The organism is Rickettsiales bacterium, assembly GCA_041396965.1.
In the GTDB taxonomy this organism is placed as follows: domain Bacteria; phylum Pseudomonadota; class Alphaproteobacteria; order Rickettsiales; family SXRF01; genus SXRF01.
Genome location: JAWKXN010000001.1, coordinates 24,663 through 45,691 on the forward strand (window position 1 = coordinate 24,663; position 21,029 = coordinate 45,691).

24 protein-coding genes are annotated in these 21,029 nt (G+C 38.2%); 5 read left to right on the forward strand and 19 right to left on the reverse strand.

From position 1 onward, the window contains the following. The 8 genes from R3D71_00140 to R3D71_00175 form a co-directional block, all read right to left on the reverse strand. Positions 1-1,104, reverse strand: coding sequence for a microcin C ABC transporter permease YejB (locus R3D71_00140; GenBank protein MEZ5690058.1), 1,104 nt, complete (start codon positions 1,102-1,104; stop codon positions 1-3). Positions 1,105-1,220: 116 nt separating this feature from the next. Beyond that, positions 1,221-1,598: a hypothetical protein gene (locus R3D71_00145; GenBank protein MEZ5690059.1), complete on the reverse strand. Its 378-nt coding sequence runs from the start codon at positions 1,596-1,598 to the stop codon at positions 1,221-1,223. A 67-nt stretch (positions 1,599-1,665) separates the two neighbouring features. Then, complete coding sequence (locus R3D71_00150) at positions 1,666-2,052, reverse strand: hypothetical protein (protein ID MEZ5690060.1); 387 nt, start codon at positions 2,050-2,052, stop codon at positions 1,666-1,668. 21 nt (positions 2,053-2,073) lie between these two features. Continuing rightward, entirely contained in the window at positions 2,074-3,879 is a 1,806-nt protein-coding gene (locus tag R3D71_00155; protein ID MEZ5690061.1) for an extracellular solute-binding protein, read from the reverse strand. After that, the gene (locus R3D71_00160; protein ID MEZ5690062.1) at positions 3,872-4,834 is read right to left on the reverse strand and encodes a stomatin-like protein; all 963 of its coding nucleotides are present in this window, start codon (positions 4,832-4,834) and stop codon (positions 3,872-3,874) included. The genes R3D71_00155 and R3D71_00160 overlap by 8 nt, the downstream gene beginning before the upstream one ends. A 30-nt stretch (positions 4,835-4,864) precedes the next feature. Beyond that, positions 4,865-5,326: an NfeD family protein gene (locus tag R3D71_00165; GenBank protein MEZ5690063.1), complete on the reverse strand. Its 462-nt coding sequence runs from the start codon at positions 5,324-5,326 to the stop codon at positions 4,865-4,867. A 7-nt stretch (positions 5,327-5,333) separates the two neighbouring features. Continuing rightward, positions 5,334-5,804: a hypothetical protein gene (locus R3D71_00170; GenBank protein MEZ5690064.1), complete on the reverse strand. Its 471-nt coding sequence runs from the start codon at positions 5,802-5,804 to the stop codon at positions 5,334-5,336. A 64-nt stretch (positions 5,805-5,868) separates the two neighbouring features. Then, a complete protein-coding gene (locus R3D71_00175; GenBank protein MEZ5690065.1) occupies positions 5,869-6,420 on the reverse strand; it encodes a cytochrome c family protein in 552 nt (183 codons plus the stop codon). Between the two features lie 244 nt (positions 6,421-6,664). Here R3D71_00175 and R3D71_00180 point away from each other — a divergent pair, with 244 nt between their 5' ends. Genes R3D71_00180 through R3D71_00190 form a run of 3 tightly spaced genes read left to right on the forward strand, consistent with a single transcriptional unit; the run spans position 6,665 to position 9,624 of the window. Further along, a complete protein-coding gene (locus R3D71_00180; GenBank protein ID MEZ5690066.1) occupies positions 6,665-7,381 on the forward strand; it encodes a 3-deoxy-manno-octulosonate cytidylyltransferase in 717 nt (238 codons plus the stop codon). Further along, positions 7,371-8,366: an adenosine kinase gene (locus R3D71_00185; GenBank protein MEZ5690067.1), complete on the forward strand. Its 996-nt coding sequence runs from the start codon at positions 7,371-7,373 to the stop codon at positions 8,364-8,366. Before R3D71_00180 ends, R3D71_00185 begins: the two co-directional genes overlap by 11 nt. Further along, on the forward strand, positions 8,350-9,624 hold the full coding sequence (locus R3D71_00190) for an AmpG family muropeptide MFS transporter (GenBank protein MEZ5690068.1): 1,275 nt from the start codon (positions 8,350-8,352) through the stop codon (positions 9,622-9,624). The genes R3D71_00185 and R3D71_00190 overlap by 17 nt, the downstream gene beginning before the upstream one ends. A gap of 389 nt (positions 9,625-10,013) precedes the next feature. Here the strand turns inward: R3D71_00190 and R3D71_00195 are convergent, their stop codons facing one another. The 7 genes from R3D71_00195 to R3D71_00225 are packed head-to-tail and all read right to left on the reverse strand — an operon-like array spanning position 10,014 to position 15,997. Continuing rightward, on the reverse strand, positions 10,014-11,219 hold the full coding sequence (locus tag R3D71_00195; GenBank protein ID MEZ5690069.1) for a CCA tRNA nucleotidyltransferase: 1,206 nt from the start codon (positions 11,217-11,219) through the stop codon (positions 10,014-10,016). Next, entirely contained in the window at positions 11,216-11,488 is a 273-nt protein-coding gene (locus R3D71_00200; protein ID MEZ5690070.1) for a hypothetical protein, read from the reverse strand. The genes R3D71_00195 and R3D71_00200 overlap by 4 nt, the downstream gene beginning before the upstream one ends. A gap of 45 nt (positions 11,489-11,533) precedes the next feature. Continuing rightward, the gene (locus R3D71_00205; protein ID MEZ5690071.1) at positions 11,534-12,856 is read right to left on the reverse strand and encodes an ATP-binding protein; all 1,323 of its coding nucleotides are present in this window, start codon (positions 12,854-12,856) and stop codon (positions 11,534-11,536) included. Between the two features lie 28 nt (positions 12,857-12,884). Then, positions 12,885-13,580 (reverse strand): response regulator, encoded by a 696-nt coding sequence (locus R3D71_00210; protein ID MEZ5690072.1) that lies wholly within the window; start codon positions 13,578-13,580, stop codon positions 12,885-12,887. An 11-nt stretch (positions 13,581-13,591) separates the two neighbouring features. Then, positions 13,592-14,164, reverse strand: a complete 573-nt coding sequence (locus R3D71_00215) for a Smr/MutS family protein (GenBank protein MEZ5690073.1) — start codon at positions 14,162-14,164, stop codon at positions 13,592-13,594. A gap of 4 nt (positions 14,165-14,168) precedes the next feature. Then, on the reverse strand, positions 14,169-15,305 hold the full coding sequence (locus R3D71_00220; protein ID MEZ5690074.1) for an MltA domain-containing protein: 1,137 nt from the start codon (positions 15,303-15,305) through the stop codon (positions 14,169-14,171). A 14-nt stretch (positions 15,306-15,319) separates the two neighbouring features. Beyond that, positions 15,320-15,997, reverse strand: a complete 678-nt coding sequence (locus tag R3D71_00225) for a Tim44/TimA family putative adaptor protein (GenBank protein ID MEZ5690075.1) — start codon at positions 15,995-15,997, stop codon at positions 15,320-15,322. A gap of 258 nt (positions 15,998-16,255) precedes the next feature. Between R3D71_00225 and secB the strand changes: the two genes are divergently transcribed. Next, complete coding sequence (gene secB / locus R3D71_00230; GenBank protein ID MEZ5690076.1) at positions 16,256-16,714, forward strand: protein-export chaperone SecB; 459 nt, start codon at positions 16,256-16,258, stop codon at positions 16,712-16,714. A gap of 269 nt (positions 16,715-16,983) precedes the next feature. Beyond that, positions 16,984-17,559, forward strand: a complete 576-nt coding sequence (locus R3D71_00235; protein ID MEZ5690077.1) for an OmpA family protein — start codon at positions 16,984-16,986, stop codon at positions 17,557-17,559. 201 nt (positions 17,560-17,760) lie between these two features. Here the strand turns inward: R3D71_00235 and dnaQ are convergent, their stop codons facing one another. From dnaQ to R3D71_00255, 4 genes are read right to left on the reverse strand one after another with little or no spacing between them, the layout of a single operon-like run. Beyond that, a complete protein-coding gene (gene dnaQ, locus R3D71_00240) occupies positions 17,761-18,456 on the reverse strand; it encodes a DNA polymerase III subunit epsilon (GenBank protein MEZ5690078.1) in 696 nt (231 codons plus the stop codon). Then, a complete protein-coding gene (gene coaE / locus R3D71_00245) occupies positions 18,456-19,043 on the reverse strand; it encodes a dephospho-CoA kinase (protein MEZ5690079.1) in 588 nt (195 codons plus the stop codon). The genes dnaQ and coaE overlap by 1 nt, the downstream gene beginning before the upstream one ends. Before the next feature lie 2 nt (positions 19,044-19,045). After that, the gene (locus R3D71_00250; GenBank protein MEZ5690080.1) at positions 19,046-19,867 is read right to left on the reverse strand and encodes a shikimate dehydrogenase; all 822 of its coding nucleotides are present in this window, start codon (positions 19,865-19,867) and stop codon (positions 19,046-19,048) included. Further along, positions 19,860-20,690: a pyruvate, water dikinase regulatory protein gene (locus tag R3D71_00255; GenBank protein MEZ5690081.1), complete on the reverse strand. Its 831-nt coding sequence runs from the start codon at positions 20,688-20,690 to the stop codon at positions 19,860-19,862. The genes R3D71_00250 and R3D71_00255 overlap by 8 nt, the downstream gene beginning before the upstream one ends. Positions 20,691-21,029 lie beyond the last annotated feature (339 nt).

The window sequence follows — 21,029 nt, forward strand, 5'->3', positions numbered from 1 at the left end:
CTAAACCTCCCGCCGTTCAAAATCAATTCTTGGATCAATCAGTGTATATACAATATCGCCAATCAGATTAAAAATCAGACCAAGCAGAGTGAAAATAAACAACGTGCCGAATATTACCGGATAATCCCGCCCGACTATCGCCTCATAACCAAGTAAGCCAAGCCCATTAAGCGAAAATATAATCTCTATAAGCAGCGAGCTGGTAAATAATATCCCTAGAAAGGCACTTGGAAAACCAGCGACAATAACCAACATAGCATTGCGGAATACATGACCATATAAAACCTGCTTTTCTGAAAGCCCTTTAGCGCGGGCGGTAAGCACATATTGTTTTTTTATCTCCTCCAAAAAATAATTTTTGGTAAGCATGGTAAGGCTGGCAAAACCACTTATCACCATGGCGATTGTTGGCAACGTTATATGCCAGAAATAGTCCGTTATCTTAGCGAAAAAAGAAAGCTCCCGCCAATTATCAGAGACCAAGCCACGCAGCGGAAACCAACTGAAATAATTACCGCCAGCGAATAATATCACCAATAATATAGCGAATAAAAAACTGGGAATAGCATATCCGGTTATAATCACCCAGCTTGTCCATGTATCAAAGGCTGAACCATCTTTTACCGCCTTGCGGATGCCCAGCGGAATAGAAATAAGATAAACCAGAATGGTCGTCCATAAACCAAGCGATATAGTAACCGGCAAAGTTTCAGCTATTAAATCCGTAACCTTCTCACTGCGAAAAAAACTCTCACCAAAATCAAACTGCAAATAATTACCCATCATCTGCAGAAAACGCTCGGCAGGCGGCTTATCAAAGCCATACATCTTCTCAATCCGTTTTATTATCTCTGGATCTAACCCCTGACCACCACGATATAACGACTCGGAAGCAGACGATACCATGCCGCTTTTCGCCGCGACATCAGAGCCATTACCGCTTATCCGGCTGGTCATATGACCGGAAGTAATGTCAGTAAGTTGAGCAACCATCCGCTCGACCGGTCCACCGGGGGCAATTTGTACAATAATAAAGTTAATTACCATAATCCCAAACAAAGTCGGAATCATCATAAGCAAACGGCGGATTATATAGTTGGTCATAGGATAGTGATCAGTAGGTTATGAATTACTTATTAGGGAATTTTATATACTCAATTCCTCTATTCTTCAATTCCCCAATTCCTAACCTTAGATCTCGCTTATATTTCCTACTGAAATCACTTACTTCTTGTCCAAAATTGTGGGGCGTACCATTTATTTTCTTTGTTTTTTCGTGCCAGAACATTTATCTCATCACCAATATCTCCTGGCAAATTATGACACCCACCATATTCAACAGTTATCTCACCACCACTCAGGCTGCCTACCTGGGTAATTTTAGTAATTTTTAGTAACAGACTAAAACCATCATGAGGTTTCGCGTTTGTTTGTGGTTTATCTGGAATTATTTTTTCTATAACTGCCTTGAAAGCTATCATACCAGATGGTGGATTATTAATATCGCTGTCTTTAACAGAAGGAACATCCATAGGACATGCCAATACGTTGAGTGGAAATAGTACGACAGTGAAAATAATTAATAATAAAAAACGCATAATGTTCTCCTTATATTTCTTACATACAGTAATATCGGTCATATAAAACGTTATCAAACCTCAGCATCTACATACCAAGCTCACTTTTCCGATACCAGATTTGCGGAGCTATCCATCCCACATATTTTTTTTGAAATGTTAGAACATTTATCTCATCTCCAACCTTACCAGGCAAATCATGGCAACCACCATAAAAAATAGTTAGCACATCACCTGACTTCACATTTCCTTGCATAACTTTGCTGATCTTTAACTGTAAATGAAAACCTTTGTGTGGCTTTGTTTTTATACTAAAATTATCAGGAATTATTTTCTCTATAACTGCCTTAAATGTCGCAACGTATGGTACTGGATCCTCAATATCAGCGTCGGTTAACGGACGAACACTACACTCCGCCCACGAACCGGTTGGAAATAGAAACATAAAAACGACTAAAAATAAAAGAAAGCGCATATCAGCCTCCAGCCAGAAAAATTATTTTTCTTCCTTAATCCACCATGTAAAAAACCCCATATCATATTTCGGAGTTATCTTTGGCATAGCGAATTTATCCCAGTAAGCCACCCGATAAGAATTAGAATGCCAGTGCGGAATCACCACATGTTCCCACAATAATACCCTATCTAAAGCCCGTCCATAAGCGACAAAAGACTCCTTATCCTTTGCTGAGATAAGATTATCTAGCAAACTATCAACTACCTTATTCTTAAGACCAGCAAGATTATTACTACCTTTAATATCAGCTTGCGTCGAGTGCCACAAAGAGACCTGCTCATTGCCAGGGAAAAATATTCCACGATTAATCCAGATAGAAACTATATCAAAATCACTTTCATCCAGTCTCTTCTGATATTGCGCGTCATCCACCATCCGAATCTTAGTATCTATACCAAGACGTTCCAGATTTTTCTTCATCGGGGCAATCACCCGCTCCATAGTCGGCTGGCGAAGCATTACCTCAATAGTAAGCAGCTCCCCCTTGCTATTTACTCTTTTACCATCCTTTACTGTCCAACCAGCTTGTTCCAAAAGTTCTTTAGCTTTAACCAAATTCTTTCTGGCGTTCCCTGAACCATCAGTTGCCGGATTAGCAAAAGGCTTGGTAAATAAATCTGGCGGCAATTTATTCTTAAACGGCTCAAGTAATTCTAACTCTTTTTCTTTTGGAACACCTTGTGACTCAAACTCAGTATTTTCAAAAAAACTTTTATTACGAACATAAGCTCCGTAAAAAATAGTCTTATTTACCCATTCATAATCTAAGGAAAGACCTATAGCCTCACGCACTCTTCTATCAGAAAATTTATCATGACGAGTATTAAAAACAAAAGCCTGCATACCTTGCGGCGTATTATCAGGAATTTCTTTTTTTATTATCCTACCATCTTTTATCGCCGGAGCATCATAAGCGGTCGCCCAGTTACGCGCTATATATTCTCTACGAAAATCATACGCGCCAGCCTTTAACGCTTCCAGTGACACATTCTCATCACGATACATATCATAACGGATTATATCAAAATTATACTGCCCTTTATTTACCGGCAAATCCTTTGCCCAATAATCTTCAACCCGCTCATAAGTTATACTTTTGCCCTGCTCCACATTTTTAACTTTATAAGCTCCACTACCAAGCGGTGAGTCAAGCGTAGTCTTCTCAAAATCTACCTTTTGATAATATTTCTTGGAAAGAATCGGAAGAGATGCGACTAAAACCGGAAGTTCTTTATTTTGTGTATCACTGAAAACAAACCTAACTTTGTCATCAGCTATTTTTTTTACCTCTTTCACACCGGCAAACATTATTTTATAAACCGGACTGCCTTTTTCCACTAAGCTATTAAAGGAAAAAACTACGTCATCCGCTACTATCTGACTACCATCACGAAATCGTGCCTTGTTATTAAGTACGAACTCAGCGTAAGAATTATCATCAGCAACATCAACTGTTTGCGCGATCAAACCATACATAGTCTGTGGCTCATCTTTAGACGCTACCATAAGAGTATCAAAAATTATATCAATCGCCGGAGCTTTTACTCCTTTAAGCAAAAAAGGATTAAGATTATCAAAAGTACCCGTCTCAACCAACCTTACCTCACCCCTCTTAGGAGCGGCGGGATTTACATACTCAAAATGAGTAAAACCCTCCTTATATTTACATTCATCATAAAGCGAGATACAGTAAGAAGGAGCCGATATAGCTGAATTAGATAATAAAAAACAGGAAGCAAATAAACCAAAGCCAAAAATTCTTAAACCATCCCTAGCTTTAGCCATTATTATTCCCACCCCATGGACCTTTTGTACTAGCTCCAGATGAAGATTTATCTTTTATAGAGTTAAATACAGCAAGTGCTTGTGCTACCATAGAGCCAGCGTCACCAGCATTAGCCGGAAGTAATACGGTAGTACCCTCTTTAGCGAGATTGCCAAAAGCCTTCACGTATTGTTCCGCCACTTTCAGAGATACCGCCTCACTACCACCGGTTTTAACAATAGACTGGGCGATAAGGTCAATTCCCTTAGCCGTAGCCTCCGCAACCGCTAAAATAGCTTCTGCCTCACCCTTAGCTCTATTAACCTGATCTATCATCGCCGCCTCTGACTCAAGAACAACCTCCTGCTTTTCCCCTTCAGCACGGTTAATTTGTGACTGCCTATAACCTTCTGATTCTAAAATAGTCGCTCTTTTCTGCCTATCCGCTGCCATTTGCAGTTCCATAGCCTTAAGCACTGAATTCGGAGGAGTAATATTTTTAATCTCATAGCGCATACACTGAACACCCCAGCTTTGTGCCGCCTGATTAATAGCGGTTACGATGTTAGCGTTAAGACTCTCGCGTTCCTCAAATGTCTTATCCAGCGATAATTTACCAATTTCTGAGCGCATTGTTGTCTGCGCAAGTAGCTGTACCGCCTGTATCGGATTCGCCACACCATAAGAAGCCTCAACCGGATCTACAATCCTTATATAAAGCACCCCATCAAGATTAAGAGTCACATTATCACTGGTAATACCCGCCTGCTCAGGAACATCAACTGCCATCTCTTTAAGCGAATGCTTATAAGCTATCCTTTGTACGAAAGGGATAATAAAATTAAGACCAGGTTCTAATTTACGGTTGAATTTACCAAGATTCTCAACAATCCATGCCTGCTGCTGAGGAACCGCTTTTACAACATTGAATAAAACGATTATAGCAATAACACCAATCGCGATTATAGTTCCCATAATGTTTTCTCCTTTTAATTTTTAGGTATTTTATTTTGAGGTAACGATAAATTTATTACCTTGTATCTCCTTAATAATAACGGAATCACCTTCCTTAAGATTATCACCATCAGAAGAACGTACAAGTTCAGCTTCTATAATGGCACCCGACCAAACGATCTCGCCACCTTTTTCCTTATTCAAGCCATTCTTCGCCACCAGAGCGGTTTTACCTACTATATTATCATATGTTTTATTCTTACCTCTTAAATCAAGATTTTTTATAGGCTTCCAAAGAGCAAAAACCCAACCTATGGTAGCGACTGAAAAAACTACCAGTTGCAGAGTATAGTCTTCATTAGGAATTAGAGAAAAATTAAGAAGCAAACCAACCGTAATTGCCGCAAGACCCGGGAAAATAAAGTTTATGCCAGTAAATGTAAGCTCGGCGGCAACCAAAAAAACACCTATAGCGAACCAAAGAACCATAATATAATTTATATCAAAATCCATGCGTGGATTACTCCTCTTTCCTTAATATGACGATAAAAGTATCACTTACTACCTCTTGAACCAAGACTTTAGTACCAGCATCAAGAGTCCCACCATCAACATCACCGCCAAGACGTGCCGGATAAAGCTTATCTTTCCACTTAACCTCACCACCACTTATAGAGTTAAGACCATCATCAGCCACCTCAACAACCTGACCAATAACCTCTTTATACACCTCTTTATCCTCTTTATTTACCTTGCTTGGATCCTCGCGGAATAAATACCAAAAAACAACCGCTGTTATAAAAAACATCAGTACTTGAGAAATTATATTGGGCAAGGCGTTACCTGGGCTCATAATCCCAAGCAAAACACAAGCTGCTATAAAAAACGCTGAATAAGAAGCATATATAAATCCGTATTTACCGGAAAGCTTATCGCCTATTAAAAATAATATACCAAGAACTAGCCAGACGAATATCGGATCAAGCAACATAAACACCTCTTAATATTAATATTTTAAGTAATCCAGCCAGATATAAGGCTTAACTACCGATATATTACTTCAAAGTGTTCAAATATGCTATTAAATTCGCCCTATCCTGAGGCTTTTTTATACCAGCGAAGGACATTTTATTACCAGGAATATATTTTTTAGGGTTAGTTAAGAAATCTGACACAGCCTGCTCTGTCCATTTTCTATCCTTTAGACCTTCTAGAGCCGCTGAATAGTTATAGTCTTCCTTATGAGCAAAATGACTACCCATCAATCCCCATTGATTAGGACCAACACCATTTTTACCACCTTTGTCAAAACTGTGACAGGACGTACATTTCTTAACTAGCTTCTTACCAGCCTCAATGTCAGCTTTTGCCATAAACTGAGCTATATCAACCGGCTTTTCTTCTTTCTTAGCGACTCCAGAGCTACTATCACCCGCTGATTCCGCACCAGCTACCACATATCCACGCTTTTCTTTGCCGTCATGACCAGCTTCATGACCACTACCAGCGTACAGACCCTCACTTACTATACCAGAAACCATGGCTATAATCCCAGCGAGTAATACAGACGCCGCAATCTTATTAAACTCTAAATTACCACCAGACATAACAGACTTCTCCAAAATTTCATAAATATAGCAGTCTACTCAGTTTTAATAATCTACAATCAAAACCATCACCAAAGCTCCCTACAAACAGTGATTTACCGTAGCAAACAAGCTATAAATTGTAACGTGAATACATTTACTGACTATAATAATCAGTTGCCTTTATAGTATAGCAAAGTTATCTATTCAATAGGAAGATTTAGAATATTTAATTAAAATATAACCGCACTGAATTAACACAACCATGAATCCAATAATAATAATACCAGCCAGAATGGCATCGACTCGTCTGCCAAATAAACCATTAGCGCTAATTGGTAATCTACCAATGATAGTGCATGTAGCAAAGCGCGCGAGTCAGGCAAATATAGGTAGAGTAGTAATCGCTTGTGATGGAGATAAAATAGCGGAAGTAGTAAGAAATTCTGGTTTTGAAGCTATAATAACCGATAAAGACCTACCTTCTGGTTCAGACAGAATACATCAAGCACTTATTAATATAGACCCAGAAGCGAAGCATGAAATAATAATCAATGTTCAGGGCGACATGCCTTGTATTGACCCAAACATAATAAACAATGTTTTTGAAGTGCTAAAAAACCCAGATACTGATATAGCGACCCTCGCCGCTATAATAACTGATGAGAGCGAAAAAACCGACCCAGCTGTGGTAAAAATCGCTATGAGTAAAAATGGGCGTTGCCTGTACTTCTCACGCGCTGCCATACCACATGGGCAAGGAGAGCTTTATCACCATATCGGAATTTACGCTTATCGTAGAAAAGCTCTGGAAAAATTTGTCTTGCTACCACCAAGCCCGCTAGAAAGGAGTGAGAAATTAGAACAATTAAGAGCCCTAGAAGCCGGAATGAACATATACGCCTCAATTGTTGACACCGTACCTCTAGGAGTAGATACTGTCGAAGGATTAGAAAAAGCGAGGAAATTTTATGAGCAATAATCAAAACACTAACAACAAATTTGACGTACTAGGAATTGGTAACGCTATCGTTGATGTATTAAGTTTTACCGACGATAAATTTCTTGAGGAAAATAATCTTACCAAAGGCAGTATGACTCTAGTTGATGAACAACGTGCTAGGGAAATTTATAGAAATCTCGGTCAAACCACCGAATGTTCCGGTGGCTCGGTCGCCAACTCACTAGCCGGACTTGCCTCACTTGGCGCGAAAACCGCTTTTATCGGCAAAGTAAAAAATGACCAGCTTGGCGCGATATTCACCCATGATTTACACGCTATTGGTGTTTATTTTGAAAGCACTCCGGCAACTGACGGCGCGGCGACCGCTCACTGTATGATCTGCGTAACACCAGACGCACAGCGTACTATGATGACTTATCTTGGCGCTTGTAGCTTGGTATCAGAACTTGATAATGATGAGGCGCTTATAGCGAACTCTAAAATTCTTTATATAGAGGGTTATCTATGGGATACAGAGGACGCGAAATCCGCTATCCGCTCGTCCATAACTCTTGCTAAGCAATATAATAAAAAAGTAGCTTTCACCTTATCTGATACTTTCTGTGTACAACGTCATCGGGATGAGTTTTTGGGACTTGTAAATAATGATATAGATATTTTATTTGCCAATGAGGATGAAATAAAAGCTCTCTACGAAACTGATGACTTTGATAACGCCGTAATGAAAATAAAAGGCAAAATAGAAATAGCCGCTATAACTCGCAGCGAAAAGGGCAGTATCGTAGTAACCGAAGATACCATAGAGACCGCTCCTGCCGAAAAAATACATAATGTTGTTGATACAACCGGAGCTGGAGATTTATATGCTAGTGGATTCTTGTTTGGTGTCTCCAGAGGTTGGGATTTGCTCAACTGCGCCGAACTAGGCAATAAATGCGCCGGTAGAATTATAACTCAGCTCGGCGCGAGAAGCCAAAAGCCGCTCGATGCCCTTGTCGCTTAAATCATATATAACATCGTTTGGAATATACCTAAAGCCAAAGCTTTTAGTAATACTTGTTCTTGGCTTTGTAAGTGGATTACCACTAGCTCTTAGTGGCTCAACTCTTTCCATCTGGCTTACCGAAACTGAAATAGATCTATCAACTATCGGACTGTTCGCCATAGCCGGAACTCCGTACACACTGAAATTTTTATGGTCACCACTAATTGATGGAATAAAAATACCAATACTCCACCAATTGCTAGGCAGAAGACGTAGTTGGCTTATCCTAACCCAATTATTACTAATAACAATATTAATTACTATCGGTATGTGTAATCCCACAGAGCAACTATTCACTATAGCTATTCTCGCTCTGCTTATGGCTCTATCCTCAGCCACCCAAGACATTGTAATTGACGCTTACCGTATAGAGATACTAGACCAGAAAGAGCAAGGGGCAGGGGCAGCGATGATTGTTCTTGGCTATCGACTTGGAATGATAATATCAGGAGCCGGAGCTCTTTACCTAGCGAAATATTACGGCTGGGAAATGACTTACCTGATAATGGCTCTGCTTATACCAATATCATGGTTTGCCTTACTAGTGGGCGGTGAGCCAAAAATCGTAAACGAGGAAGAAAATAATCAGCCTAAAAAAGAAAGCTGGTTTACAGAGCATGTCATACAACCATTTGTTGATTTCACACAACGCAAAGCATGGCTAGTCATCTTATCATTCATATTACTATACAAGCTTGGCGATGCTTTTATGGGAGTAATGACAGGACCATTTTTAATAAAAATCGGTTTTGATAAAGAGCAACTAGCGACTATAGCCAAACTCTATGGCGTTATCGCTACCATCGTAGGCAGCTTTATCGGTGGCGCGCTAATAAACCGTATCGGTATAATGAGATCTCTGTGGATATGTGGAATATTACAAGCTATAACCAACCTGATATTCGTAGCGCAGGCGAAGGTGGGGGCTGACGAACTCTTCCTCACTTTCTCAATATCAATGGAGAATATAAGCGGCGGAATGGGAACAGCCGCTTTTGTCGCCTTTATGAGTAGTCTCGTAAATCTACATTTTACCGCCACCCAATACGCGCTACTTAGCTCATTTTCCGCTTTTGGACGCACTTGGCTATCCAGCCCATCAGGAAGAGTAGTTGAAACAATTGGCTGGCAATGGTTTTTTATCTTCTCAACGATTCTTTGCTTACCCGGACTTATAACTCTCTATCTTCTCGGCAAAAAGAAGATATTGCGATAGTAAAATATATTCACCTCTGAGATTTTCTACTGAAAATCTCATAAGGCATTGCTGAGAGCTCGTGTTGCCTACTGTGGCACATGAGACATACGAGAAAGCTATAGTAACTTGTGGTAAGAATTACACAAGTTGGTTTTACGCCGTATAGCAAGCGAGATGCCTTTATTTTTGTGGAGAAAAATAAAGGCAATTTACTATAATGCTCAAGGCTCACACGATCTGCCGGTCGTGCTTCTTGTTCCCAATTCCTTCAAAGATTCCCCCATTCGCTTACGTTCAGTCGGAATGACAATGTCATCCCAAGCATAACCAAAGGATCTTTTATATGCCCATAGCTTCGCTGGCTGACAGCTCACTTGGTCTGACTTAACGAGTTTCTTGTTCCCTAATCACGAACCTCTATTTCCTAACCCCTCAATAAGCTCTTCCTTCGTGAGTTGATAATCACTATCTTCCCACATTTTTTCTAGATTATTCAATATTATGCCTATTTCTTTACCTTCTACCATACCAAGTTCTTTCAAATCATCGCCTCCAACCGGAAATACCGGTATCTGCCAGCTTCTGACAAAATCAATCATATCGTCATATCTTTTGGCGTAAGCATCCTTATCAAGTGCCTTTCTTAAACGTACCAGCAGGAAAAATATTTCTTTTGAGAATTTTCTTATAAGCTTCCTCTGTTCTGCTGTGTCAACGTCTGGTTTTATATCATAGACGTGAGTAATAAGAGTAAAAATCTCCTGACTCGTAGAATTCGATAATCGCCAACGTCGTGATAAAATCCCGAATGCTTTTTCCAACCCAACGTCTGCTGACATTATTAACAAAGCAACCCTCAACCGAAAGTCAGAATTTACTCTTTCAATATTATCCTCTATCCGTACATTAAACCCTAAAACCTTATACAACACACCGCTGCCCTGCATCAGTTCAAGCGTCCGAAAAACCTTATCAGAGGAAAGTATCTTTATCATTTCATCCCTTATTCTTTCACCGGAAACACTATCAATCTTTTCAGCATATTCAGCACAGGCTTTTAGTGCTTCTGCATCCACCTTATTACTTCCATAATAAGTATAAAAACGGAAAAACCTTAATATCCTAAGATAATCCTCAACAATACGCGCGCGCGCGTCTCCTATGAATTTTATCTGTCCTTTTTGTAAATCACCAGCGCCGTCAAAATAATCAAATAAATCCCCATCAACCGACAGATAAAGAGCATTTATGGTAAAATCACGCCGCTTCGCGTCTTCCTGCCAACTATCCGAAAACTCAACCTCAGCATGACGACCATCACAAGACACATCTTTTCGCAAAGTGGTAATCTCAAAATGCTTATCATCTATTACCGCTGTCACCGTCCCATGCTTAATTCCTGTAGGAATTACTTTTATTTCTGATTCTCCCAATAGCTTTATAACCTCATCAGGAAGCAAACTCGTCGCGACGTCAATATCCGTAACCTTCTTTCCTATGATACAATCACGAACACAGCCTCCAACAAATCTAAATGAATTTGACTTATCAGAAAACGCCTCTATTAGCTTAGCAGTCTGCGGCATTAACAACCAATAGTTCTTAATTTTCATGGTACAATCTGACCTGGAATCAAGCTATCTCCTTCCATATGTGGTGGTATATAATTACCTTTCTTACCCTCAGTGGAAAAAGCTATAAACAGAAAACATAATATAGCGATAACAAGACTAGAGATTAATAATAAAAATACGGGACCGTCACGAAACTGGGGTATTTTATCACCATTTTTTCTGGCTTTTCGGCGCATAAAATAAAGCCAGATATAATATATCAAAAGCGGTAGTAAAACCGGATAAAAACGAAATAAAAAAAGTGCCATTTTTTCTCTTACAACCTATAATATTTTTATAACCCTAACAAATACCTACAACGGCAAACGAATTAATACTCTAAGCCCACCAAGCGGTGAGTCAAGCAATTCTATACTCCCACCATGAGTAAGAACTATGTCACGAGCGATGGTAAGACCAAGCCCCACACCACCTGTCTTACTATTACGTGAAGGTTCAAGCCGCTTAAATGGTCTGAATACCTCATCCCTTTTTTCTTTAGGTATACCACTACCTTCATCATCTACGGTTATTTCAGCGTAACTACCAGATTTACGTAACCCTACTTTACAACTTTTTCCATAACGTAACGCGTTATCAATTAGATTATGCAACATACGACGGCATGGGCTTATTCGCAATTCTATATTGATTACATTCTCCGACCTATTCTCAAAATTCACTTCCTGCTTCATACGTCTATAATCATTTATAATATCTTCTAAGAACTGCCCTAAATCTAGGCTTAACACCTCCTCTTTACCTTCATAACTCACAAAATCTAAATATTCCTGTATCATATGCTGCATTTGTTGTACGTCATCATTTAGCTCAAAAATAACCTCCCGCATATCGGAGCGGTTTACTACCTCTTTCGGCAACATGGCAAGTTGAAGCTTCATACGTGTAAGCGGTGTTCTAAGGTCATGCGAAATTCCCGAAAGCATATCAGTCCTCGTTTTTAGCTGCCTTCTTATCCGTTCCCGCATGACAATAAAAGCCCTTGCCGCTTTACGCACTTCCATAGCCCCATGTGGACGGAAATTAGGAGTATCAAGCCCTCTACCAAAATTATCAGCGGCAAGCGCTAGTCTAGTTATTGGCTTTATCTGATTCCTTAAAAATAAAATGGCAACTAATAAAAATAGTAAGGAAGCTCCCATTGTCCAAGCGATGAATATAGTAGTTGTACGGCTTTCTAAACGCTTGATACTAGTTACTAATTTTAATGATTCATCGGTAAATAAGATATGTATCTCAATATCATCAGCGTCATTAATCCTTTTTACGGTGAATTTATTATCAATTTTTGAGGCGAGCAAATTCTGAAATTTTATAAAATCATCCGAAGCCTCCTGACTAACAAAACTTTCCTTAGGCTCAAAGAAAGCGTTAATACCGGTTGTTTTCCTAAATTCTTTGATTAATAGCTGTCTATTAGAAACGACATCCGCATCCAGCCTATTCACCAAAAAAGCGATCTCCCCAGCTAGATAGTTTGACATATGACGCGCGACATTATCCCAGTGCCGATTAAAAAATATATAAGCGGTAATTATCTGAATAAATAAAGTAGGTAGTACCAGTATAAGCAAAGCTCTAGTAAATAAATTTTTAGGTATATAAGCCTTGCTCATCTGTAAAATTCCCAAACTAAAATTCCTATCAAATATTACTTCTAAGCTGCGCGTACAAAACATACCCAGCTCCTCGTACTGTTTGTAAATATAGCGGCTTACTATCATTTTCCTCTATTTTTTTGCGCAATCTTGACATTTGGACATCTATACTACGCTCACCACCACTACCGGTATTAATCCCAGAAAGCTCATCACGTGACACCGGATTTCCCGCCTGCTCAGCCAGCGCCTTAAGCATTAATGACTCGTTAGAGGTAAGGTAAACAATCTCATCATCTTTTGTAAGTCGTAAATTAGTGAGATCAAAAGAGAAATTTCCAAATATCGCCATTTGCGTTTTTTCCTGATTGCTTAAAGTACGGCGTAAAATCGCTCGTATCCTAAGCACTAGCTCTTTAGGCTCAAAAGGTTTGGTTAAATAATCCTCCGCTCCCATCTCTAAGCCATTGATACGATCCTCAGCTTCTGACATGGCGGAAAGCATTAAAACTGGCGGTCGTTCCTTATCCAATGACATTATAAACTCAGATCCAGTTTCCTCAGGCATCATTATATCAAGTACTAAAATATCAAAAGTAAAAGCGACCATTTTTTTACGAGCCTCATATGCGCTTGCTGCTGATGTTACCATAAATCCTTGGTCTGTCAGATATTTACTAAGCAATAAACGCAAACGATCATCATCATCTATTACTAATATATGTGATTTCTCATAATCCATAGTGATTTCACTCAGTATTTTCTTTGCCTTCTCAGCAATATATAATAAGCGCCATGTCCACCATGTTTAGGCTGCGCCTTATCGATAGCCAGTATATTATCACCCAAATCTATATTTTCCAACCAATCTGGCATCACTCCACTTAATATGCCTTTTCCTTTACCGGTTATTATTAATAAAAAACGACTTCTTTTTTCAATTTGCTCATTTATAAAAAGAGATAATCTATTATAAGCTAACTCTCCAGTTAAACCATGTAAATCTATTCTAGCGTCAATTATCATATTGCCTTTACGAAAACGCTGTAGAGTATTTTTATCTATCCCACTATAATCATTTAGTTTTTTTACATTTTTTATTTGTTGTTTATTACTAACTAAATTAACCAATTCATACATATTTGAGTTAAAAATATTATCATCTTTAACAATTATACTACTAGCATGAATTTTATTACAAGGCGGATTTTTCTTATCAGGAATATGGGTGAATATCTTTTTCTTAATTTTGCCAAGCGGCTTAGTGTTACTTACAATTTGTTTCCATAATTCCCGCTCTTCCTTATCCAAATCTCTTCTATTCATGACGCTACTGCTTAACGATAGAAGCATCAACAGAAACTCTCTTTGGCAGTAGCAAACTATAACTACCATAATTTTTCATATTCCCAGCCATATATTCGGCTCTACTGACAGCTCCAAAGAATATATCCGCGCGTATCGGCGATTTTATAGCTCCTCCCGTATCCTGCGCTATAGTTAGTTGGTTAAAAGAAATATTATCTACCTTATCTATACTATCCGTATTATCACCAACTAACGGAATTTTTGTCTGTATATAAACAGGTAAGCCATATGGCATATATCTATTATCCACCGCTATTGAGTAAAAAGGCGTAAGAACAACCCCGATAGACCCTACAGCTCCTTTTCCTTCAATAATCCTGAAAAACACATAGGAAGGATTACTCCGCATTAACTCCGAAGCTTCTTCGGGATTTTTATATAACCAGTCACGTATTGAAAATAGACTAACTTCCTCTTTAGTAAGCAAGCCTTTTTCTATCATCACCTTACCCAAAGAAACGTAAGGCTGCCAATTTTTTCCGGCGTAACCAATTTGTAGTTCCTCGCCATTTCGTAACTTTACTCTGCCACTACCTTGTATTTGCATAAAAAACAGCATCACAGGATCATCTGTCCATAATATTTCCAGCTTTCTGCCTTTCAAAGCCCCTTCTTCTATTTCCTGTCTTGAGTAATAAGGGTTACTCTTATCATATTTTCCTGTCTCAAGCTCTGATGGAAGAGCATAAACAGGATACTTAAATCTCGCTGTTTTCCTCAAAGAAGCAGACAAAATAGGCTCATAGTAACCTGTGAACATTCCCTCATAACTGTCATTATTAAACACTCTATAAGGAATAAAATTTTCCTCAAAAAAACTTTGAGCTTCCTGAGCATTTTGAGCTTTTTCAGCTTTCGTGCATAAATCTTGCCATATTTCCGCGTCTATACGAATGTTACTTATCACTGTAGCGGGATGGGCTTTCTTACTTAAAGCAACACATGATTTCCTAAAGCTGTGCAAAGCGGCTAAATGATTTTGCCAATCCCAACCGTTAAGCTGTTGAAAATCTTGCTTTTTAATTATAAATCTATCTTCACTTGGAATAGAACATCCAGATATAAAAGCGAATAATCCTAAAACCAGTAAAAAACGCATTATCACTATCACATTCAAGTTTCTATTATTTTCCAATTAGGATTTTTAGAGGTTATATCCTTCTCAAAAACCCACTCATCACGTATATTCTGAACGTCTGATGGATCTCCTCCAACTATTTCACCTTTATCATCTCTTTCAACACTCACCTGCTCACTTTCAAAATACACTTTAATAGAAGCCACATTCTTGCTATCAATTTTTAATTCCATAATCTCCTTAGCGGCGACGGATAATAAAGTAGTCTCTAATTTATTTTCGGATTTAGCACGACTATCCATATCCTCAACAAAATCATCATATAATTCTTTAGAAAGAAGCATAGAAAGAGTCTTTTTATCTCCCTTATTAAAAGCATCAAACACCATCTCAAACGCCATCTTAGCACCATCAAGGAAAATTGTGGTATTAAACGAAGCGTCTTTTTCCTTTATTTTTTTAATTTTTTCTGAAATATCGCCACCAGCAAGACTGCTAGCGTAAGAATCTTCCTGCTGCGTAACTGGTTTATTTTTAGCTATTTTCTCACCCAACTGTATTATCGGCTCAGAATCCTCTATTTTCTCTCTAGTCTTTTTAAGAAAATTACTATCACCATTATCCTGCCCCAATATACTGCGCAAGCGCAGCAATATAAAACCCGCTACTAAGGCGATTATTATAATATCAGCGTAAGGCATACCTTCAGACATAAAAACCCTTAATATTTGAATAATATTTTACGATAGTCATTTCAGTTTATTTTTACACAAGGCAAACGAGCCAAAATGCGGAATAATACACTAGGCAAAGCTTAGCGCTATATAAAAACAAAATCAAATGACTATATCACCCTAAACTACCATATATTTTCTATGGCAATCCAATCATATATGCTCTATTACCAAACATCTTCAGTATAAACCATATATTTTTATATACAAATTTAATCCTACTAGGGGAGAATAGCCATGAACGAAAAAAACAATCAAAACAATTCCGCGACATTTGGCATAAAAGGTCAGTACATAAAAGACCTATCATTTGAAAGCCCAAATTCACCGGAAAGCCTTATAGCTTCCAACAACCAGCCCAGAATAGAGGTTAATGTTGAGCTAAAAGCTAGAAACCTGCAGGAAAGCCTATACGAGACAACTATTTTTCTTACAGCGCGAGCCATTATTGAGGATAAAACCGTTTTCCTTATAGAACTTTCTTACGCCGGAATATTTGAAATATCTAACATAGATGAAAAATACATAGAACCAGTTCTAATGATTGACTGTCCGTTTATTCTCTTCCCATTTGCTCGCCGAATAATAGCTGACGTAACACGAGACGGCGGGTTTCCTCCATTAATGCTTGATCCTATTGATTTTAGAGTACTATACGAACAAAATAGAACTAAATCCTCCGCTAGTTCCAACTAAACTATGTGACAATCTAGCATCAGTTAAATAAAAACATGTAATAATATATGTTAGTTTTTCATATTTTACCTGACAATCGGCTGATTTTTATCTAGTAACCTATACCTAATAGTGCCTGCGATTATAGTAAATATATGTTGCGTTTAGTGGGTTGTTCAGGTTATTTTCCTATATGTCTGGATATTAATCCTAATTAAAGGTAATTATAATAAACTTAAGCAGGTTACATTATAACAGATTATAACTTCTAAGAATAAAGGATACCGCTCATGATCAACCTAAAAAAATCTTGTATTATAGCTGCCATAAGCCTAGCGCTTACCCCTTCCACAGTCTTCGCTGGTAGCATTAATGATGTTGTAGTTGATTACAACAGAAATATCGTAAAAAACACTTTTAACAACTGTGTTGTGAGCAAATGGGACGCGGCGAGCGATGCGTGCTCTGGTAAACAAGAAGTGGTTGTAGATAAAATAAGCAGAGAAATGCTAAATGTTTATTTTGATTTTAACAGATCTACTTTGAATTCTCGTGAGAGATCAAAATTAAATACTGTGTCAAGACTAATTAAAGAGTCAAAAGAAGTTCAAGCTATTGATATAGCTGGTTATGCTGACAGTATCGGTAATAACGGATACAATAGAAGCCTTTCAGCTAAGCGTGCTAAAACCGTTAAGAACTACCTAGCTAGAAAAGGTCTAAAAACTCGTAAACTTACCGTAGAAGCTTTCGGTGAAAGCAGACCAGTTACTAATTGTGACGCAAAAGCTCTTAGCAAAAAAGACCTTATTTCTTGCCTAGCTGAAGATCGTCGCGTAGAAATTAGACTTGTTAGAACTAACTAATTCTCTCTTCCATAGGGTAAAAATAAAAGCCTCCCTTCTTCGGGGAGGCTTTTTTGTATTTGAGCTATTTTATAGACGTGACACAACAAAAACCGCTAACATAACTTTATAATCATATTTTTCCTCATTTCTTCAATTCAAATTTCTCCAGTTCCTTCCAAAAAATATTAGGATTAAGTGTAATGACGAAACCAGCGATACCTACGCTTCCTCCAACCATATCGGGTTTTTGATTTTTTCAAGCATCGCGCTATGAGCGAATATTTCCTCGTCACTTATAGAAAAATTTCTCGGTTCTAACTCCTCTTTTTTATCGGATATTTTCGCCTGATGCTCATAATTTTCCTCTTCATTCCTACTGCCATCAAGAATAAAGGTCGCTTGCCTACCCCCCATAAGCTCAAGATAAACATCAGCAAGCAATTCGGAGTCTAACAGCGCCCCATGCTTTGTTCTTCCTGAAAGATCTATATTAAAGCGTTTACAAAGAGCATCCAAATTAGCCGGACTTCCCGGAAATTTCTTACGAGCGATAAGTAAAGTATCAACCACTCTATCCATATTTAACGAAGCGAATCCAAGACGTTCCAACTCAAAGTTAAGAAACTTCATATCAAAAGCGGCATTATGGATAACCAGCTTTGAATCGGCGATAAACTCCAGAAAATCATCAACTTTCTCCGCGAATACCGGCTTACTTATCAGAAACTCGGTAGAAAGCCCATGCACCCGAAATGCCTCAGGCGGCATATCTCGCTCAGGATTAAGATATATATGAAAAAACTCGCCACTTCTGATACCATCAATAAGCTCAACACAACCAATCTCAACTAGCCTATGCCCATCTTTTGGCTCAAGACCTGTTGTCTCGGTATCTAGTACGATTTCTCTTTTCATTATATTTCAAGCCTCATAACTATCTCTTTTACTCTCTTAAAACTATACGCCCTACCAAGAGAAGTGGGAATAATAAAATCTGCTCGCCCGCGTTTTTCACCATCATCCATCTGGCTTGCCATAATCCGCTCAAACTTCTCTTCTGTCATATTCTCACGCCCAAGAACTCTTTGTCTTTGAATAAAATAAGGAGCGGTTACAACTACCGTAAAATCAACTCTCTCATCTCCGCCTGTTTCAAATAAAAGCGGTATATCTAGAACTATAATTTTTGTTCCAAGCCTCTTTTGCCTATAAATAAATTTATTTTCCATATCTATCACCGAAGGATGTAATATATCCTCAAGTAAAATAAGTTTTTTCTTATCAGAAAATACTATTTCTCCAAGAATCTGCCTATCAATATAATTATCTGTAACCGCCTCAGGAAAATATTTTTTTATTTCTCCTATCGCCTTTCCACCCACTCCCATTAATTTGTGAACAAACCGATCAGCACTACATGTTTTAGCTCCAAATATAGAAAATTGATCGGCAACGGTACTCTTTCCCATTCCTATGCTTCCTGTAAGACCAATAACAATCATATCTATCTCTGACTTAATAAATACTGTCTTAATTCATCATCAACTTCCGGTCTTATTCCAAACCATGCCTCAAAAGCTGGAACAGCTTGATATAGTAACATACCTAACCCATCAATCACCTGATTACCTCGCTTACTCGCTTTCTCAAGAAATGGTGTTATAAGAGGTGTGTAAACAATATCAGTAACCAACGCTTCTTTTGGTAGTGACGATAAATCTATTTCTAACGGTGGGTTTCCCACAAGCCCCAGACTGGTGGTATTTACCAGTAAATCTACATCTTTTAATACTTCGCCGCGCTCTTCCCAATCTTCCACTTTAACCTTAAAACCGCTTTCTTCCGCTAGCTCCTCAGCTTTTTTTCTAGTTCTATTTACTATTATTATCTCATCAAACTCCAAATTTCCTATAACATATAAAACAGCTTTCGCCGCGCCTCCAGCGCCAATTATTACCGCTTTCTTATTATCCGGAAATTCCAGCCCTATATTATTCGCAAAACCATAAGCATCTGTATTTATACCAATAAGTTTTCCATTTTCTGAGATAACAGTATTTACCGCTCCTATTTTCCTTGATATATCGTCAACCTCATCAAGAAACTCTATAACCGCTTGTTTATGCGGAATAGTCAAATTTACTCCGGCAAAATCTTTATCAATACGCAATTTTCCAATAAACTTACCTAAATTCTCCGATTCCACCGGATAAGCTTTGTACTCACCTTTAATATTGTATTTTTTAAGCCAATAATTATGTAGTCGTGGCGATAGGCTGTGCGCTACCGGAAAGCCAATAACTCCAGCTTTTTTTATACTATTCATTATTTTCTTCCAGCTTTTCCTGATGTTTTTTCAGATACTGAACAATAGTCGCCGCCGTTTCCTCAACCGAACGCCTGGTCACATCTATTACTGGCCATCTATGCTTAGAAAATAACCTGCGTGATTCAGTGATCTCCCGCTGCATATACTCCATATCAACATAGTTAGTTTCCTGTTCCTGACTTAGTGATTGCAGCCTAGAGCGGCGAATTTGCTGAAGCCTATCTGGATTTATGGTAAGACCAATAATAAGTGGCTTTTTAAGCTCCGCTAAACCCACCGGTAGCGGACAGTCCAGTACCAGCGGTATATTCGCCGCCTTATACCCTTTATAGGCTAAATACATACAAGTAGGTGATTTAGATGTACGGGAAACCCCAAGTATAACAACATCAGCTTTATCAAGTTCCCAGTGCGCCTGCCCATCATCATGCGCCAAAGCGTAATTTATCGCGTCAACTTTAGAAAAATACTCCTCGTTAAGCTCATATTGCTTACCGGTTTGCGCATGACTTTCCATCCCAAGATATGATGAAAGCTCCGATACGACGCTAGAAAGAACCTCTATACAAGGAACTCCTATATTCTTACATTCTCTGATTAACATTGAACGCAACTCGCTATCAACCAGAGTATACATTACAACTCCGCTACTCTCCTTTATCTCTGATATAACTTTTTCTAAATTTGTTTTAGAGCGAACTAGAGTCCAAACAAACTCTTCCGCTTCTACTTCCTCAAATTGAACAAGGGCGGCTCTTGCCACACTACCTACCGTCTCACCGGTGGAATCAGATACTAGATGTAAATTAATTTTTTTCATTATAGCATATTTTTATAAAACTGTGGATAAACCATGTATCAACAATAAATTAAACTGTTAACTATGTTTTATCCAGAAAATAAAACATCATATATATTAAGTTATACACATATGGATAAATATATTACCAGTATATTAAAAAAATGGATAACTAAATATATTCACATACTTACCAACATGTAACAAAAATAAATATCATTGATAAACAATATATTTATGGCAAAATATTATCTCTTACGATAAAAAGTCCAAATATAATTTCCTCATATTTTTTGTGGATAAATATGTGAACAAAAAATAATCCCCGTAAAAACCATCACCAACAACTAATACAATCTA